At 63.3% G+C, this 17,686-nt stretch carries 15 protein-coding genes and 1 tRNA gene; 9 read left to right on the top strand and 7 right to left on the bottom strand.

What is annotated here, in order from left to right; translation table 11 throughout:
• Positions 1 to 19 precede the first annotated feature (19 nt).
• Positions 20 to 1,285, bottom strand: coding sequence for a helix-turn-helix domain-containing protein (locus ACETK3_RS03530; protein ID WP_373992532.1), 1,266 nt, complete (start codon positions 1,283 to 1,285; stop codon positions 20 to 22).
• A 128-nt stretch (positions 1,286 to 1,413) separates the two neighbouring features.
• Here ACETK3_RS03530 and ACETK3_RS03525 point away from each other — a divergent pair, with 128 nt between their 5' ends.
• Positions 1,414 to 1,632, top strand: coding sequence for a hypothetical protein (locus tag ACETK3_RS03525; protein WP_236799605.1), 219 nt, complete (start codon positions 1,414 to 1,416; stop codon positions 1,630 to 1,632).
• Positions 1,633 to 1,799: 167 nt separating this feature from the next.
• On the opposite strand, the gene ACETK3_RS03520 is transcribed toward ACETK3_RS03525, so the two are convergent.
• The 5 genes from ACETK3_RS03520 to ACETK3_RS03500 all read right to left on the bottom strand — a co-directional run bounded on the left by ACETK3_RS03520 (position 1,800) and on the right by ACETK3_RS03500 (position 9,047).
• Positions 1,800 to 1,876 (bottom strand) — tRNA-Pro (locus tag ACETK3_RS03520).
• Between the two features lie 70 nt (positions 1,877 to 1,946).
• The gene (locus ACETK3_RS03515) at positions 1,947 to 3,773 is read right to left on the bottom strand and encodes an ABC transporter ATP-binding protein (protein WP_373992531.1); all 1,827 of its coding nucleotides are present in this window, start codon (positions 3,771 to 3,773) and stop codon (positions 1,947 to 1,949) included.
• Complete coding sequence (locus tag ACETK3_RS03510) at positions 3,770 to 5,578, bottom strand: ABC transporter ATP-binding protein (protein WP_373992530.1); 1,809 nt, start codon at positions 5,576 to 5,578, stop codon at positions 3,770 to 3,772. The genes ACETK3_RS03515 and ACETK3_RS03510 overlap by 4 nt, the downstream gene beginning before the upstream one ends.
• A gap of 193 nt (positions 5,579 to 5,771) precedes the next feature.
• Positions 5,772 to 6,716: a metallophosphoesterase gene (locus ACETK3_RS03505; RefSeq protein WP_237428931.1), complete on the bottom strand. Its 945-nt coding sequence runs from the start codon at positions 6,714 to 6,716 to the stop codon at positions 5,772 to 5,774.
• Between the two features lie 6 nt (positions 6,717 to 6,722).
• The gene (locus ACETK3_RS03500) at positions 6,723 to 9,047 is read right to left on the bottom strand and encodes a transglycosylase domain-containing protein (protein ID WP_236820457.1); all 2,325 of its coding nucleotides are present in this window, start codon (positions 9,045 to 9,047) and stop codon (positions 6,723 to 6,725) included.
• 37 nt (positions 9,048 to 9,084) lie between these two features.
• On the opposite strand from ACETK3_RS03500, the gene ACETK3_RS03495 reads away from it, so the two are divergent.
• The 8 genes from ACETK3_RS03495 (at position 9,085) to ACETK3_RS03460 (ending at position 16,778) form a co-directional block, all read left to right on the top strand.
• Entirely contained in the window at positions 9,085 to 9,240 is a 156-nt protein-coding gene (locus tag ACETK3_RS03495) for a DUF4177 domain-containing protein (RefSeq protein WP_009359196.1), read from the top strand.
• Between the two features lies 1 nt (position 9,241).
• Positions 9,242 to 9,775, top strand: coding sequence for a RidA family protein (locus ACETK3_RS03490; RefSeq protein WP_236799600.1), 534 nt, complete (start codon positions 9,242 to 9,244; stop codon positions 9,773 to 9,775).
• 15 nt (positions 9,776 to 9,790) lie between these two features.
• The gene (locus tag ACETK3_RS03485) at positions 9,791 to 10,702 is read left to right on the top strand and encodes an NUDIX hydrolase (RefSeq protein WP_373992529.1); all 912 of its coding nucleotides are present in this window, start codon (positions 9,791 to 9,793) and stop codon (positions 10,700 to 10,702) included.
• A gap of 59 nt (positions 10,703 to 10,761) precedes the next feature.
• Entirely contained in the window at positions 10,762 to 11,763 is a 1,002-nt protein-coding gene (locus ACETK3_RS03480) for a LacI family DNA-binding transcriptional regulator (protein ID WP_236799598.1), read from the top strand.
• A gap of 218 nt (positions 11,764 to 11,981) precedes the next feature.
• Entirely contained in the window at positions 11,982 to 13,316 is a 1,335-nt protein-coding gene (locus ACETK3_RS03475) for an ABC transporter substrate-binding protein (RefSeq protein WP_373992528.1), read from the top strand.
• Positions 13,317 to 13,343: 27 nt separating this feature from the next.
• Positions 13,344 to 14,285, top strand: coding sequence for a carbohydrate ABC transporter permease (locus ACETK3_RS03470; protein WP_237428928.1), 942 nt, complete (start codon positions 13,344 to 13,346; stop codon positions 14,283 to 14,285).
• A 2-nt stretch (positions 14,286 to 14,287) separates the two neighbouring features.
• The gene (locus tag ACETK3_RS03465) at positions 14,288 to 15,184 is read left to right on the top strand and encodes a carbohydrate ABC transporter permease (RefSeq protein WP_237428927.1); all 897 of its coding nucleotides are present in this window, start codon (positions 14,288 to 14,290) and stop codon (positions 15,182 to 15,184) included.
• A 55-nt stretch (positions 15,185 to 15,239) separates the two neighbouring features.
• Entirely contained in the window at positions 15,240 to 16,778 is a 1,539-nt protein-coding gene (locus tag ACETK3_RS03460) for an alpha-N-arabinofuranosidase (RefSeq protein ID WP_237428926.1), read from the top strand.
• Between the two features lie 79 nt (positions 16,779 to 16,857).
• Here the strand turns inward: ACETK3_RS03460 and ACETK3_RS03455 are convergent, their stop codons facing one another.
• Positions 16,858 to 17,535 carry a Crp/Fnr family transcriptional regulator gene (locus ACETK3_RS03455; RefSeq protein WP_013602309.1) on the bottom strand — a complete coding sequence of 226 codons (678 nt, stop codon included), beginning with the start codon at positions 17,533 to 17,535 and terminating at the stop codon, positions 16,858 to 16,860.
• Between the last annotated feature and the right edge of the window lie 151 nt (positions 17,536 to 17,686).

The following is a 17,686-nucleotide window of genomic DNA, read 5'->3' as shown; positions in this document are numbered from 1 at the left end:
CTTACTTGGCCGGCTCTATTTAGCTTGCTTTAGCCGCTGCTGCCGCTCTTTTTTGCGCGAGCTTTATTTCCAGGATCGCATCCAGCGCCTGCTGAACCCGGTCCTGCGCACCTGCCGCGGCGAAGGCCTTTTGGGCCTCCTCGAGATACCCCAGTGCCTCGTCGTTGTCGCCTGCAGCCTTGAGCGACTTGCCCAGCAGCAGGGAGACCTCACCGGCGGTGTGCTTTGCGAGGTGTTCCCGCTCGGCATGGATTTCGCGCAGCTTCTCGACTGCGGCAACGATGTCCCCCGTGAGGTATAGCCAGCGGGCGCGAATGAAGGCAACTTCCAGTTGGTCCGACTTGTTGCCGCCCACGATGGACAACGCCAGTTCTGCGCGCTCGATGGCTGACAGGGTTTCCGGCTCAACGATCCCCGAAGATAGCCTCACCGCGGCGGATGCCTTATTGAACCGCGCCCAGAGGCCGATGTCGTTGGCGGGGGACAGGAGACGGGCTGCCCGCTCGTGGTGCTTGACGCCTTCTGCATAGTCATGCCGCATGAAGGCAACGTTTCCCACTACCCAGGCCACTTCGCCAGCGAGTTGGGTCATGGAAAGCTCGTCCACGTGATCAATCATGGCCTGGCAGTACTTCCAGGCCTCATCGAGCCGACCGCTTTCCGCAAGAGCGCCGATCAGGGCGTGATGGGCGTTGACGATAAGGGTGGATCCCTTGGGGAGTTGCCTGCATAGATCTACAGCTTGGATCCCCTGATCAACTGCAAGGCTTAGCTGGCCTTGTCCCTGATAGATGCCTGCAAGCATTTGGTGCGCCCGTACCGCCAGTCCCGCGGATTCCCTTGCCATAGGGTGTTCCAGTAGGTGCTGCATGATTTTCTGGGCCTCGCGCCAGTTGCCCTGCTTGATGAGGCATTCGGCCTGCATATAGGTCATGTTCCACCAAGCGCTGGTGTTGCGTCCTTCAAGGGCGATCTTGGCGGCTGTGGCAGCATGGCTCGCCGCCAGAGGATAGTCGCGAAGATCCCATGCTTGGCGTGCATAGAGGCCGGCAAGCACGTATTCCGCATCGCTGACAGAAATCGGTTGGCTCCAAGCCTCCAGCGCCTTAGGTGCCAACTCCAGCCTGCGGGCCAGTTCTTCAATGACTTCAGCCGTTGGTTCACGCCGGCCCGTCTCAAGCAGCGAGATGTAACTGGGTGAATACAGGTCCTTGCCCAGTTCGGCCTGCGTCAGTCCACGCTCAAGGCGCTCCGCGCGGAGTTTCTCTCCGAACCCGTTGCCCACGCGTTTCCTCCTTCTGGACACTCGGCCTGCCGAATGCTTGACAGGCCCTGTGGAAAATATTTTACAATGTGTGTCAACAAGGACAGTGCTGGCTTTGTAACGAATCCGACTCGTATTGAGGAACTTATATGTTGAAGAAGATCGCAACCGCGGCCGCCTTGGCTGGGGCCCTGGCTTTTTCTGCGGCGGCTCCGGCCGTCCTGGCTTCAGGTTCCGTCGCCGACACTTCGGGTGTGTCGGTAGCTGTTGGTAACTGGCCTGATCCCGCCTCCGCGAAGGTGAAGAAGGACAAGAAGACCGATACTACCTTCACCACGTACGTAGGAAACTGGCCTGACCCCGCATAAATAGCTTCCTCACCACAGGAGGCGAAGGCAGCCCCGGAGCAACTGCTCCGGGGCTGTTCCTTTTAAGGCCACCATGCGTAAGGCCGGAAGCCGGCTGGTCGCGATGCTTTCGCAACCCCTTTGAGATGCAAAAAGAGGGCCTCCGCAAGGAGACCCTCTTTTCATTATGGTCGGGATGACAGGATTTGAACCTGCGACCTCTTCGTCCCGAACGAAGCGCGCTACCAAGCTGCGCTACATCCCGATCCGCTGCAAAAGCAACTTTACAAGGATAGCCGATCCAGGGCCCCGATGCGAAATCCTGAACGGGATGGCTAGACCAGTGAATCCTTCCAGGCCCCGTGCAGGTCGGCGAAGCGTCCGCCGCCACCGATCAGTTCCTCAGGCGTCCCGTCTTCCACGATCCGGCCGTCATGCACCACCAGGACGCGGTCAGCGGTCTCCACCGTGGACAGGCGGTGGGCGATGATCAGTGCCGTCCTCCGTGCTGCCTCCGTGCCGGCCAGGAGCCGGGCCAGCCCGGCCTGCACCAGTCGTTCGGACGGGATGTCCAGCGAGGAAGTGGCTTCGTCCAGGATCAGCACCGCCGGCCGTGCCAGGAAAGCCCGCGCAAAGCTGATGAGTTGCCGTTGCCCGGAGGAGACCCTGCCGCCGCGCTTGTTGACGTCCGTGTCGTAGCCTTCGGGAAGTTCAAGGATGAACTCGTGTGCCCCAACCGCCTTGGCGGCTTCCTCGATTTCCTCCCGTGAGGCTTCCGGCCGGCCCAGGGCGATGTTGTCCGCCACCGAGCCGCTGAACAGGAAGGCTTCCTGGGTGACCATGACGATGTTCCGCCGGAGGTCGGAAGTGGCCAGGTCGCGAACGTCTACGCCGTCCAGGGTGAGCGTGCCGGAGGTGACGTCGTAGAACCGGGCAATGAGTTTGGCCAGGGTCGATTTGCCGGCCCCGGTCTGGCCCACCAGCGCCACCGTCTGCCCGGCGGGGATGTGCAGGTCCAGGCGGGGGACCACCACAGGCCCGTCGCCGTAGCGGAATTCGACGTCGTTGAAGTCGATGCGACCCGTGGCGCTGCGCAGGGCAACCGGGTTCTTCGGTGGCCGGACTGTGGGCACCTCTTCCAGCAGCCCGGAGACCTTTTCAAGGGCTGCCTGCGCGCTCTGGAACGAGTTGTAGAACATGGCCATCTGGTCCACCGGCTGGAAGAACCGCTTGGTGGAGAGGATTAGGGCCAGGAGCACGCCAACGGCCAGGTCGCCGCCCAGCACCCGGAAGCCGCCGAAGAGCAGGACCACTGCCACGCAGACGTTGCCGATCAGCACCAGTCCCGGCTGGAAGATGCCGTTGAGGTTGATGGAGCGGACGGTCACCAGCCGGTAGTCCTCGGCAAGCTTGCCGTAGCGCTCGGAGTTTTCCTTTTCCTTGCGGAAAGCTTTGACGGCGCGGATTCCGGTCATGGTCTCCACGAAATGCACAATGAGCCGGGCAGAAACCACACGGGACTCACGGAAGGCGATCTGCGAGTGCTTCTGGTACCAGCGGGACAGGAAAAACATCGGAACACCGGCGGCCAGCACCAGCAAACCGCTCCGCCAGTCGAGGGCAAAAATGGTGATTGCGGTAAACGCCATGAACAGCATCCCCGAGGCCAGGGAGCTGACGCCGGAATCGAGCAGTTCCCTCAGCGCCTCCAGGTCCGAGGTCTGCCGGGCGATAATCCTGCCGGAGGTGTACTTCTCGTGGAACTCCAGGCTGAGCCGCTGGGTATGCCGGAAGACGCGCACCCGCAGGTCCAGCAGCATGGCCTGGCTGAGCCGCGCCGTGGAGGTGACGTAAAGGGACGTGAGTCCCGCCGTTGCAATGGCTGCCAGCAGGTAGGCGACGCCGGTGAACACCAGCGGGAGGTTATCGCCGGCCCGGAGCGCGGGAAGCGCGCGGTCGATGCCGAAGGCGATCAGTGCCGGGCCTGCAACGCGCGCGGCCTGCGAAAGGACCACCATGGCGATGGTCAGCCAGAACCGTACCCGTACCGGACGGATCAGCGACCCCAGCAAGGCGAGTGACCGCCGTCGTACTGCCCTGCTGTCGCTCTTGCTGAGGTGGGCATTGTCTTCATTGGCGGTGCCGAACGTTGCGGTGCTCATCGGGTCACTTCCTCCGCCTGGACCTCAAGCGCCGACAGTTCGGAGTCCAGGTCGCGCGGTTCGCGGTCCAGGCTGGCGATGACGTAGCGGTAGTGCTGGTTGTGGGCCAGGAGTTCGGTGTGTGTCCCGACAGCGGTGATGCGGCCATCCTCGAGCAACGCCACCCGATCCGCCAGAGCCACGGTGGAGGGGCGGTGGGCCACGATCAGGGTGGTGGTGTCCTTCAGCACTTCCCTGAGGCGGGCTTCCACCAACTCCTCGGTGTGCACGTCCAGGGCGGACAGGGGATCGTCCAGGACCAGCACGCGCGGGCGGGCGGCGATGGCGCGTGCCAGCGCGATCCGCTGCCGCTGCCCGCCGGACAGGCTTAGGCCTTCCTCACCGATCAGCGTGTCCACCCCTTCCGGCAGAGAGTAGGCGAAGTGTGCCTGGGCCACATCCAGTGCTTCGTCGAGGACCTCCTCCGTCCGGACCGGGGCGCCCAGGAGGACGTTGTCCCGTACGGAATTGGAGAAGAGCGTGGTGTCCTCGAACGCCACGCCAACAACCCTGCGAAGCTCCTCAACCTCGAAGTCCCGGATGTCCACGCCGTCGATGGTGATGGCCCCTGTGGTGACGTCGTAGAGACGCGGCACCAGCTGGATCAGCGCGCTCTTGCCGCTGCCGGTGATGCCCACCAGGGCCATGGTTTCGCCGGGACGGATGTCCAGGTTGATGTCCTTGAGGATGGGCTTGTCCGGCGCGTCCTCGAAGGCGAAGGTTGCGTTCGCGAAGCGGAGTGCCCCAGCGAGTTCCTTGGGGCGCCGTGGCTGAGTTGGGCTGGTGATGGTGTTTTGCGTGTCCATCACCTCGTAATGGCGGTCGACGGCGGTCTTGGCCGTGAGTGCCATGGCCAACAGCATCCCGGAGAATTCCACGGGGGAGGCAATAACTGCCGCGGTGGCAAAAAACGCCACCAGGGCGCCGATGCTCAGTTGACCGCTGGCGCACAGCATGACGCCCACCACCAGCCCGGCTCCCAGCGCCAGCTCGGGAAGCAGGGTGACCACCATAGTGAACGTTGCCTGGTGGCGCGCCTTCTCGATCTCGGTCTGGCGCAGTTCCTCGGCCTGCTCGTTGAAGTTTTCCAGGGCTTCCCGGCTGCGTCCAAAGGCCTTGAGCACGCGGATGCCGTGGACGGATTCTTCCACGGTGGTGGCGAGGTCGCCGGCTTGGTCCTGGCTGCGGCGGGCAACCTTGCTGAACCGGGTGCGGAACCGGAAGCTGTTGATGGTGATGGGAACGGCGGCGGCAAGGAAGATCAGGGCCAGCTGCCAGCTCATGGCAAACATGGCAACGATGCCGATGATCACGGTGAGGGTGGTGACCACCAGCATGATGGCGCCGAAGGCCATCCAGCGGCGCAGGAAGTTCAAGTCGGTCATGGCCCGGGACAGCAGCTGTCCGGAGCCCCAGCGGTCATGGAAGGAAACGGTGAGGTCCTGCAGGTGGTCGTAGAGGGACGCACGCATCCGGGTTTCCACCGTGGTGGCAGGGTTGATGACGAATTGCCGGCGCAACGCCACCAGGCCAGCTTCGGCGATACCCAGGACCAGGATGACGCCCGCTGACGTCCAGACTGCCTCCGGCGTACCTCCGGGCTGCAGGGCGGTGTTGACCAGGACCCGCAGCACCTGGGGGATGGTCAGCGCAACGATGCTGGCCAGGAGTGCACAGAGCAGCCCCAGCAGGAGTCTGGGGATGATGGGCCGGACGTGGGGGTAAAGACGGCTGATGGATCGGAAAAAGGGAGTCTGCTTGGCCATGCCCGCTTCTCAAGCTATAAAACGAATGTAGTTTCCTCTAGCAACAACCCTATGCCATGGCGTGAGCTGCTTCACAGCGATTGTGCGGGCCACTGGCTGCTTCCCCAGTTATTGCACTCCGTAATGCCGGATGCCCTATCAGTTATGGTCCCCATAACCCGCTTTTGGGGACCATAACTGATGGAGCAATGGGTTAGTTCGGTGAGGTGAGGGTCAACAGGACGGCTTCGGGCTTGCAGGCGATCCTTACCGGGGCAAAGCGCGAGGTGCCGATGCCGCCGGAGACGTTGACCGGCGTCGTGCTTCCGTTGCTTGACCAGTCGTTGAGGCCTTTGGCGCGCCAGGTGGGAAGGTCGCAGTTGGAGATGATGGCGCCGTACCCGGGGATGCACAGCTGGCCGCCGTGAGTGTGGCCCGCCAGCAGGAGGTCGGCGCCGCTTTCGGTGAAGTGGTCCAGTACCCGCTGATAGGGCGCGTGGATAACAGCCACCTTAACGTGGTCTTTTGCGTTCTGGCTCACTGTTCCGCGGGGCCAGCCTGCATACCGCTCCCGCTTCAGGTGCGGATCGTCGACCCCGGAGAAGTCGAAGCGCATGCCGTTCAGAACCAGGGACTGGTTGCGGTTGGTCAGGTCAACCCAGCCGCTCATGCCGAAGCCTGAGCGCAGGCGCGGCCAGTCAAGGGCTACCGGCTTGGGCTTCACCTTGGACGGTCCCAGTAAGTAGGCCGCTGGGTTCTTGGGGCTGGGGGCGAAGTAGTCGTTGGAGCCGGGGACAAAGACACCGGGGAACTGCAGCAGCGGCTTCAGTGCCTCCAGCAGCGGGTCCACCGCCTTGACGTGGCTGAGGTTGTCGCCGGTGTTGACCACCAGGTCCGGCCGGAGGTCCGCCAGGGACCCGAGCCACTCGGCCTTCTTCCGCTGCCCGGGGACGAAATGGATATCGCTAAGGTGCAGGATGCGGAATGGTTCGCGGCCGGGCGGGAGGATGGCAAGATTCTCCTCGCGCAGGACGAACTGGTTCTTCTCCCACAGGCCGTACCCGAACGCAGCAACGCCGGCCGCGGCCCCGGCGCCGGCGGTGACGGCAAAGCCGCGCCCGATGGAACGGGCGCGGCTTGCCAGGCTATCGATGCTCATATGCGCTTAGCCGTTTCCTCTGCCGTTGTTGCCGTTTCCGTTGCTGGTCGGGGCCGGGGCCGGGGCGGGTGCCTGCGTGGCAGGAGCCCGGGTTGCCTGGGGGGCAGGAACGGGAGCCTGGGTGACCTGGGGCGTGGTCCTGCCAGGCGAGGTGGTGGTTACGCCATTGATCATGTTGCTCGGCGGGGCAGGGAACGGGTTGGTCCCATAGGCCGGAGCAATCTTGGCCATGTAGCTGGAGAACATGGGACCGGCGATCATGTAGCCGTCAATGCCTTCATAGAACTTCCCGTTGACGGTGATGTTCTGCCCTGCGCGGTCCTGCGCCCCCAGCGGGTCGCCGAACCAAGCGGCGGTGGCCAGGCCCGTGGTGTGGCCAACAACCCAGGTGGAGCCGTTGTTGTTGGAGGTACCGGTCTTGGCGCCGATCGGGAAGCTGGTGGTCGTGGAAATCCGCGGCCGGATCAGCGATCCTGAACCCCTGTTCAAGACTTCCTGGAGGGCATAGTTCACGCCGCGGGCAACTTCAGGCTTGATGGCATCGCGGCAGCTGCTGGACTGGGCCGGCAGCTGCTTGCCCGTGGCATCGACAACAGAGGTGATGGCGATGGGCTCGCAGTATTTGCCGTCATTCGCAAACGTGGCGAAAGCACTGGCCATGGTCAGCGGCGAGGTCTGCGTGGAACCCAGCAGGTTACCCAAGGTTGACATGTCGATTTTCGGGTGCGGATCATCTGCGGAGGGCAGGCCGCCATGCAGACCTGTCGCATCCACGATCTTCTGGATTCCACAGAGATCCAACTGGGCGGCTGACGCGAACGTCACAGTGTTGATCGAGTTGTAAAGGCCTTCCAAAACCGTCAGCGGCTTGTACCACTTTGTCTCAGCGTTCTGCAGGTCGTCCGCCGCATCCAGGCCCTGGTTCTTTTGCGCCGTGCTGTACGCGCCCTGCACCTTGCCGCAGGTGTTGCGCCAGGGGAAACCGATGGGGTAGACCCGCTGGGCGGCGTTAACCACCGTGTTCATGGTCTTGCCTTCGTTGAGCCACTCGGCAAAGGTAAAGGGTTTCATGGTGGACCCGGGCTGTGCGCCACCCATGCCGTTGAGGTCGTTCCCGTCCTTATCCAGCTTGTCCACGTTGAAGTTCAACTGGGAATCGAAGCCCTGGCCGGGCAGGAACGTGGTGTTCTGGGCCATTGAGATGATCTTGCCGGTGCCCGGCTGCACCGACACCATCGAGGCGCCCCACTTGTCCGGGTTTGCGCCCGCAGCAGCGTTGACCTGTTCCTGGGCGGTGGCCTGCGCGTTGGGGTCCAGTGTGGTGGTGATGGTCAGGCCGCCGCCGTAAATCAGCCGCTGGCGGTCCTTTATGTCCGCACCATAGGCCGGGTTGTTTTCCAGCAGGTGCAGGATGTAGTCGCAGAAGTAGGGGGCGGAGGCCGCGTACGCACAGCCCTGCTTGGGCTGGGTTACCTTGGGCTCCACCGGGGTGGCCACGGCGGCGTCGTGCTCGGCCTGGGTGATCTTGCCCTGGTTCAACATCAGCCCGAGCACCAGGTCGCGGCGCTGCTTGGACTTCTCCGGATTGGTGATGGGGTCAAACGCGGACGGGCTGTTAACCAGGCCGGCCAGGAGGGCTGCCTGCGGCAGGGTCAGGTCCTTGGCGGTGGTGCTGAAGAAGTAGCGGGAGGCGGCTTCGATGCCGTACGCGTCCCGGTTGAAGAAGACGATGTTCAGGTAGCCCTCAAGGATCTGGTCCTTGGTGAACTCCTTCTCCAGGGCGATGGAGAGCTTCATTTCCCGGAGCTTGTCGCCCACGCCCTTGTTGACACCGTTGAGCTTGATCTGGTCTTCCTCGCCGGCGGCGGCAAGGTTCGCGTTGAGCACGTTGTTGACGTACTGCTGCGTGATGGTGGACGCGCCCTGCTTGTTGCCGCGGGCGGTAGCGACCAGTGCTCGCAGGATGCCGGTGGTGTCCACGCCGCCGTGCTCGTAGAACCGGCTGTCCTCCACGGCGATGATGGCGTTCTTCATGTTCGGTGAAATCTGGTCCAGCGGAACCTTGGTGCGGTTCTCGGTGTAGACGCTGGCGATCTCGCTGCCGTCCGCGGCCAGGATCCGGGTGGTCTGGCTGGGCGGATCGACCTTCAGCTCGGCCGGAAGGGAGTCGAAGAAGTCGATGGAACCGCTTGCGGCGCTGCCGGAGACGGCAGCGGCAGGGACCAGCAGGCCCGCCACGAGGACACCGCAGATTGCGCTCACGCCAAGGAAGAGAAGAATCTTACCCAGTGTGGTGGCAGTGTCGAATAAGGGGTTGTTGCGAGTCGCCATGTTTTCCACTTTACCGGCAAGGACTACGCTTTCTTTCATGACCAAATGGGAGTACGCGACGATTCCGCTCATTATTCACGCCACAAAACAGATCCTGGACCAGTGGGGAGAGGACGGTTGGGAGCTCGTCCAGGTAGTCCCGGGACCTGACGGCAACGGCCTTGTCGCCTACCTCAAGAGGGAGAAGCAGTAGCATGAGCACCCCCGCAGAAGCCCAGTCCAGCGCGGCCACGGCGCCCGCATCCGCCGTCGAGCAGCGCCTCGCGGAACTCGGCATTACCCTCCCTGAGGTGGCCGCTCCCGTGGCTTCCTACGTTCCCGCCGTGGTGTCCGGCAGCCACGTCTACACCTCAGGCCAGCTGCCGTTCATCAACGGCAAACTCGAAGCCACGGGCAAGGTGTCCGCCGGCACCGAAGGGTTTGCCGACGAGCCCACTGTCTCTCCCGAGGATGCCCAGAAGTATGCAGCCATTTGCGCTGTCAACGCCCTTGCCGCCGTCAAGAGCGTCATCGGGGACCTGGACCGGATCACCCGAATCGTCAAGGTTGTGGGATTCGTCTCCTCAGACCCCTCGTTCACCGGCCAGCCAGCCGTCGTCAACGGGGCGTCGGAACTGCTGGGCCGCGTCCTTGGTGACGCCGGGCAGCATGCTCGTTCCGCCGTCGGCGTTGCCGTTCTTCCGCTCGACTCTCCCGTAGAGGTCGAGCTGATCGCCGAATTCAGCTAAGACCGGACACTTCCCTTGCCTCACCTCGCACGACGCCTTTTTGCACTGCCCCAGGATCTTGAAGGGGCAGCGCAAAGCTGGCTCGAACACGGCGAGCGCACCCCCCGTGCGGCGCGCTTCGCCTCATCCGTCGTCCTTCTCCGGGACTCACCTACCGGCCTGGAGACCTGGCTGGGCTACCGGCCGGGCTCCTCGCCGCTGGGGGTCCTCGCCTTTCCCGGAGGTTCCCTGGACCCGGCCGACGACGACCCCATGGGTTGGCTGGGCCCCTCACCGCAGCATTGGGCTGAGCAAATGGGAACGGACGACGTCGGGCTGGCGCGCCGCCACGTGGTGGGCGCCATCCGCGAACTCTTCGAAGAAACAGGCGTGCTGTTGGCCGGTCCGGATATGTCGAACACCGTCGAGGGCACATCAACGTCGGAGTGGATGCGCGCCCGGATGGCCGTGGCGGACCAGGAAAAGACGCTTTCCCAGGTGCTGGGCAAGCGCGGCCTGTCCCTGCGCACTGACCTGCTCAAATCCCTGGTCAACTGGCGCAGCCCGGACTTTGCGCACCGCAGGTTCGATACCCGCTACTTCGCGGCCACCCTGCCGCTTGGCCAGGAACCGTCGCTGCTGCAAGGCAAGGGCGTGTGGGGCCGGTGGGTCAACGCCGCGCAGGTGGTCCAGGAACGGGATACCACTGCCCTGGGCGATGAAGTGGGGCAGGAGAACACCGTGGGCCGTGCCTTGGGTGAACTGCTGGTCCCTGGCTCAGAGATCATGCTCGAAAAAATGGCATCAGCAAACGGCTGCATTGCCTACCTGAGCTACAAGCGCAAGCCGCACGTCTATCAGCCCAGCCTGGTGGAAGAGGACGGCAAGCTCATGCTGGAAGTCGAGGCCGCCAAAACCGTGGCGGGGGACCACCAGCGCGAACGCTGACGTCCGGGGAGCCGGGTAAAATCTCCAGCAAAGCCACACCGGAAGCAAGGGGGGCGCCTTTGCGCGCAACGGTCAAGGACGTAGCGCGCCTCGCAGGGGTTTCGCCCAAGACAGTCTCCAATGTCATGAACGGAATTGTCCCGGTCAGCGGTCCCACCCGCATCAAGGTGGAGCAAGCCATGGCGGAGCTGGACTATGTCCCCAACCTCTCCGCCCGGGGACTGCGCAATGGCAGGTCCGGCGTCATCGCCCTGGCGTTGCCGGACCTCGGCACTCCGTACTCCGCCGAAGTCGCCCACAGCGTGGTGGAAGTTGCCCATGAGCAGGGGTGGAGCGTACAGATCGAAGAGACAGGGTCCGACCCCACCCGCGAATACGAGCTCATGTCGCGGGCGCGGTCCAACCTGATCGATGGGCTCATCCTCAACCCGGTGGTGCTGGACCAGAGTGCTGTCAAAGTCGGCGTTGCTCTCCCTCCGGTAGTCCTGCTCGGGGAAGTGTCCCAGAAGCTGGCCGACCGCGTCTGGGTGGACAGCGTGGCCGCGGCCCGTGACATGACACTGGCGCTTGGCAGGACGGGAAGGCGCCGTATTGCCGTCCTTGGCGCCCCCGGTGGCCGGGGCTCTGCGGCCGCTGCCCTGCGCACCCGTGGCTACCAGGACGCACTTGCTGAACTCGGCATTGCCCGGGATGACTCACTGGTCATTCCGTGTGAAAAGTGGAGCCCCGATGCGGCCGCCCGTGCGCTGTCCGCTTACCTGGATTCAAATCCCGTTCCCGATGCTCTTTTCTGTTTCACCGATTCCATGGCCATTGGCGCGCTCAGTGTGTTCTGGAAGCGCGGCCTGAAGGTCCCAGATGACGTTGCCGTGGCCGGTTTCGATGACATCGCGGACGCGAAATATGCGGTACCGGCGCTGACAACTGTTTCCTTCGACAAGCGCCAGCTGGCCCGTGAGGCCCTTCGCCTCCTCACCGAGCGCATGGGCAACCGTGAAGGCCCGCAGCGGGTGGTCGCCATCGACTACGAGATCGTGGAACGGGAAAGCACGGCCCGCTAGCCTTCGGTCGACGGACGGGCCACCAGACCCGGACTAATCGAGACCGCGCCGTTACTTTGCGAACGCTAACAAATTTTCATTGCGGCTCCCATTACATCGATGTAACGTGTTGCCTGCGTCACACCCCGGAACCAACAGGGCTGCAACGAAGGGATCCTGCCGGCAAGGGGGTTGAGGCACGAAATGACTTTCAGCGGACCCATCCAAAGGAGTGACGGGTGAAGCAGTTTGACTTTTTCGCAGGCAAGGAGCTTTCCAGGCGGCATCTGCTGTCTGGTACGGCAGCAATAGGAAGCCTGCTAGCCGCGGCGACCCTTTCCGGGTGCGGTGGGAACGCCTCCGCCGCGGCTCCCAGGGACATCCAGTTCTGGCATCTCCTGTCAGGCGGCGACGGCATAAAGATGCAAGCCTTGATCAGCAAAGCCAACGAGGGCAACCCCGGGTTCAAGGTGCACCCGACCGTCCTGGCATGGGGCCCGCCCTACTACACCAAGCTAGCCATGGCATCGGCCGGCGGCCGGCCGCCGCAACTCGCCATCATGCACGCCAGCAGGGTCCCAGGCTATGCGCCCGGTGGACTGATCGATCCATGGGACCTGGACCTGCTGTCGGAGAACGGCGTCACGGCAGACAGCTTTGCGCCCAGGATCTGGGACAAAAGCCAGCAAAACGGCAAAGTGTTCTCCATCGCCCTGGATTCACACCCGTTCATCATGTTCTACAACACCGACGTGGCACGCAAAGCCGGTGTCCTGGCCGGCAACGGACAGCTGCAGGAGGTGAAGTCCCCGCAGGAGTTCATCACCATGGCCAAGGAAATGCAGAAGGTTACCCAAGCCCACGGGTTGTCCTTTGGCTACCTGGGCAGTGGATCGCAGATGTGGCGGCTTTTCTACACGCTCTACAAACAGCACGGCGCGGACATGGAACTGACTCCGGGCCAGCCGATGAAGGTTGACCGGGATGCAGCCATAGAGTCGTTGGAATTCATGGCATCGCTTTTTGATGACACCATCGCGGCCAAAAGCGGCGATATCAGTACCGGCATCGCGGAATTCGCCCGCGGGGGATCAGGCATGCTCTTCAGCGGGGTCTGGGAGCTTCCCACCTTCAAGAAGGCAAACCTGCCCGTTGACGCCGCCACCATCCCCACGCTGTTCGGAACGCCGGCCGCATACGCTGACTCGCATTCCTTCGTGCTTCCCCGGCAGCTGAACGTCGACGAGGCCAAGCGCCGCGACGTCTACAAATTCGTCAGCGACATCCTCAAGGGCTCGCTGTCCTGGGCCGAGGCAGGACATATCCCCGCCTTCCAGCCGGTGGTGCAATCCCAGGCCTACCGCGAACTCACGCCCCAGATCCACTACGCCAACGCCGCAGACATCATCGCGTACGATCCCCAGTCCTGGTTCAGCGGCTCGGGCTCCGACTGGCAGACCTACTTTGCGGAAAACGTACAGAACGTCCTCCTTGGGCGTGACAAGGCAGCTGATGGATGGGCCGCCTTCGAGAAGCGCACCAACACCCTTCTTTCCCGGCCCAACCCGGTCTAACCGTACTGAGCGACAAAGGAGTCCTTCATGAGTTCTTCATTAACAGCCCGGCGGAGTCCGGGGAGCCGGGTTTCTTCACCAGCAGCCCGGGGGAGCCGCGACAGCGTCACCAGGAATAACCTCAGCGGTTGGGGGTTCGCCGCGCCGTTCCTGGCATTCTTCCTCGTTTTCCTTGTATGGCCCATTGTCTACGGCATCTATATGAGCCTCACCGGCAAGTCCCTTACCGGAGCCAATGACAGCGTGATTGGCTTCGCGAACTACGCCGAAGCCTTCGCTGACGCCGACATGTGGCGCTCACTCGGAAACACCCTCTACTTCACGGTCATCAGCACGGTCCCCCTCGTGCTGGTCGCGTTGGTGATGGCGGCGCTGCTGAACGTCGGATTGCCGGCGCAGTGGCTGTGGCGCCTCTCGTACTTTGCCCCGTACCTGCTGGCGTCCACCGTCGTGTCCCTGTTCTTCACGTGGATGTACAACCCGCAGCTTGGCCTGATCAACGATGCTCTGTCCAAGATCGGCATCCCGAAGATCGCCTGGCTCAACGACCCCAACGTGGCCATGTGGGCGATCGTCATTGCCACCCTCTGGTGGACGGTGGGTTTCAACTTCCTGTTGTACCTGGCTGCGATGCAGAACATCCCCGCCCAGCATTACGAGGCGGCGTCATTGGATGGTGCCGGGGCCTGGCGCCAGCTCTTCTCCATCACCCTGCCGCAACTGGTCCCCACCACCGTGATGATCGTGCTCCTTCAGGTCCTTGCCTCGCTCAAGATCTTCGATCAGGTGTACCAGATGACCGCCGGTGGACCGGGAGGATCGACCCGTCCCGTGGTGCAGTACATCTTCGAAACCGGGTTCACCGGCTACCGGCTGGGCTATTCCGCAGCCATCTCCTACATCTTCTTCGGACTGATCGTGCTCGTCTCGGCCATGCAGTTCGTCATAACCCGCCGCAGGAGCGCATAACCATGGCAACCCAGACCCTCAACCGTGCCACATTGGGCGCAAGCACCAGCCCAGCCGTCCGCCAGCCACACAGGAAGATGTCGGCCGGCAAGGTCGCTGCCGTAATTGTCGCCGCCGTTATCGCAGTCCTGTGGCTGGTCCCCTTCGCCTGGGCGACCGTTACGGCGTTCAAGAGCGAGACGGATGCCGCCTCGCCGAAAATCAACTGGATCCCGCCGTCTGGCTTTACCGCCGACGCGTTCGTGAAGGTGTTCCAGGACGGCAACATCCCACTCTGGACCTGGAATTCGCTTTACACTTCGGCGGCCATCACGGCCGTCACGCTGGTGATCTCGTCGCTCGTGGCGTACGCCTTGTCCCGGATCGACTTCAAGGGAAGGAAGGTGCTGATGACCGTGATCATCGCCTCCATCATCGTCCCTCCGCCGGTCCTAATCATTCCGCTGTTTTACCAGATGCTCGCCCTCCACATGATCGATACGTCCTGGGCCATCATCCTGCCGCAGGTCATCCACCCCGCCATGGTGTTCGTGCTCAAGAAGTTCTTCGACCAGATTCCCCGCGAACTTGAAGAAGCCGCAGTGATGGACGGCGCCAGCCGGATGAGGATCTTCACCCAGATAATCCTGCCGCTGTCCCGGCCCATCCTGGCCGCCGTCGCCATCTTCGTGTTCATCGGCGCCTGGAACAACTTCCTGTGGCCGTTCATCGCCACCAACGACCCGTCCCTCCTCACCCTCCCGGTGGGCCTGCAGACCATCAAGAGCGCCTATGGCATCCAGTACGCGCAGAACATGGCGTCCGCGTTGCTCGCGGCCCTGCCCCTGATCCTGGTCTTCCTGTTCTTCCAGCGCCAGATCATCAAGGGCGTTGCGACGACGGGCCTCGCCGGCACCTGATGCCCACCGTCACTTTTCACCCCGTACCTGCTGCACAACCAAGGAGATAGTCCTCATGTCCCGCGCCAGAATCACCCTCGACCGCGACTTCACCATTGGTGAAGTGCCCCGCCGGCTGTTTGGCTCCTTCGTGGAGCACATGGGCCGCTGCGTCTACACCGGCATCTTTGAACCGGGCCACCCGGAGGCCGACGAGAACGGCTTCCGCCAGGACGTCCTCAAGCTCGTCAAGGAGTTGGGCGCCACCGTGATCCGCTATCCCGGCGGCAACTTCGTTTCCGGCTATGACTGGGAAGACGGCATCGGTCCCCGCGAGGACCGCCCGCGCCGGCTTGACGGCGCCTGGCACACGGTGGAAACGAACGCCTTCGGCCTCCACGAGTTTGTGGACTGGTCCCGCCAGGCAGGAACCGAAATCATGGAAGCCATCAATCTCGGCACCAGGGGAGTAGACGCCGCCCGGGCAATCGTGGAGTACGCCAACCACCCCGGCGGCACCCGCCTCTCTGACCTGCGCGCAAAGAACGGCCACAAGGACCCGTTCAACATCAAGCTCTGGTGCCTGGGCAACGAGATGGACGGGCCGTGGCAAATTGGCCACAAGACCGCCGACGAATACGGCCGCCTGGCACAGGAGGCTGCCAAGGCCATGCGTTATGTTGACCCTGGCATCGAGCTGGTGGCCTGCGGAAGTTCCAATTCACGCATGCCTACGTTCGGCGACTGGGAGCAGACTGTCCTGACACACACCTACAACGAGGTTGACTACGTGTCACTGCACGCCTACTACCATGAGTATGAAGGTGACGCTGGCAGCTTCCTCGCAAGCGCAGTTGATACCGACTACTTCATCGAATCAGTCATCGCAACTGCCGATGCCGTCCGGGCGAAGGGAAAGCACAAGAAGCACATCAACCTTTCCTTCGACGAATGGAACGTTTGGTACCAGCGCGGCAGGGACACCGAGGACCAGTTGCGGAACGTCGCCAAGGCGGGCTGGCGCGAGCACCCGCGACTCATCGAGGATAAGTACAACGTGACCGACGCCGTGGTGGTGGGGACCCTGCTGAACTCGCTGCTCCGCCACGGCGACCGCGTCAAGATCGCCAACCAGGCGCAGCTGGTCAACGTCATCGGCCCCATCTTCAGCGAAGAGAACGGACCGGCCTGGCGGCAAACCATTTTCCACCCCTTCTCCCGGATGGCAGAACTCGCCAAGGGCCAGATCCTGCGGCTGTCCGTTGACTCGGACAAGTACGAAAATGAGCGCTTTGGCGGCACGGACCTCGTGGATGTCAGTGCCACCTGGAACGAGGAGACCGGCCGCGTGGCGCTCTTCTTCGCCAACCGGGGCCTTGAAGAAGCGGCCGACGTGGAGGTCAGCCTGCGCGGTTTCGACGCCCAACGGGTAGTCCGTGCTGAGGTCCTGGAAATCCCGGAAGGCGGCGACCGCTTCACCATCAACAGCCAGGAAAACCCCGACCGGGTGGGCCTCAAGCCGCTGGAGGGAGCAAAGGCAAACGGTTCCGAGCTGCGGCTCAGCCTTCCCGCCCTCTCGTGGGCCGTCGTCGAACTGGACGTGGCGAAGAGCTGATCCGACGGCGGGTCGACGAACCTCCGGCAACAAAAAAGCCGCCCCCTCGGGCGGCTTTTTTGTTGGGTTCCAGCTTTATTTAGCGCGAGCGCTGGCGGAGGCGCTGCATGTCCAGGATGACCACGGCGCGGGCTTCGAGGCGGAGCCAGCCGCGCTGGACGAACTCGGCCAGGGCCTTGTTGACCGTTTCGCGGGAGGCGCCCACCAGTTGGGCCAGTTCTTCCTGCGTGAGCTCGTGTGCCACCAGGACACCGTCGGTTGCCGGCCGGCCGAAGCGGTCTGCAAGATCCAGCAGGGCCTTGGCCACGCGCCCCGGGACGTCGGAGAAGACGAGGTCGGAGAGGGAATCGTTGGTGCGGCGCAGGCGGCGGGCCAGGGCCTGCAGCAGCTGGGCCGAGACCTCCGGGCGGGTGCGGAGCAGGGTGTTGAGGCTTTCGTTCTTCAGCCCGGCCAGGCGGGTCTCGGACACCGCGGTGGCAGTAGCCGTGCGGGGACTCGGATCGAACAGGGCCATCTCGCCGAAGAGCTCACCCGGGCCAAGGATGGCCAGGAGGGACTCGCGGCCGTCGGGGGAGGTGCGGCCGAGCTTCACCTTGCCGGAGACGATGAAGTACAGCTGGTCACCCTGGTCGCCCTCGCGGAACACCGACGCGCCGCGGGAAAGGTCCACCTCGGTGAGCTCGTCCGTCAGCAGACGGAATGCGTCGTCGTCGAGCGTGGCGAAAAGGGGTGCTCGGCGCAGTACCTCGATGTCCATGAAATCTCCTACGTAAAAGTATCGGCTGTGGCGCTTTTGCCATTGTTTCAGAATTTTCAAGGTTCTGTGACGAACTTGGCAGCCGAAACACCTGCGGGCAGTGCGCAGCCGGTCCGCCGGAGGGGGCGGCAGGCCACAGAAGATTGTCAGC

Source organism: Arthrobacter sp. E44 (genome assembly GCF_041877125.1).
Classification (GTDB): domain Bacteria; phylum Actinomycetota; class Actinomycetes; order Actinomycetales; family Micrococcaceae; genus Arthrobacter.
The sequence above is the reverse complement of the archived record's forward strand: the minus strand, read 5'-3'. Positions and strand labels throughout refer to the sequence as shown.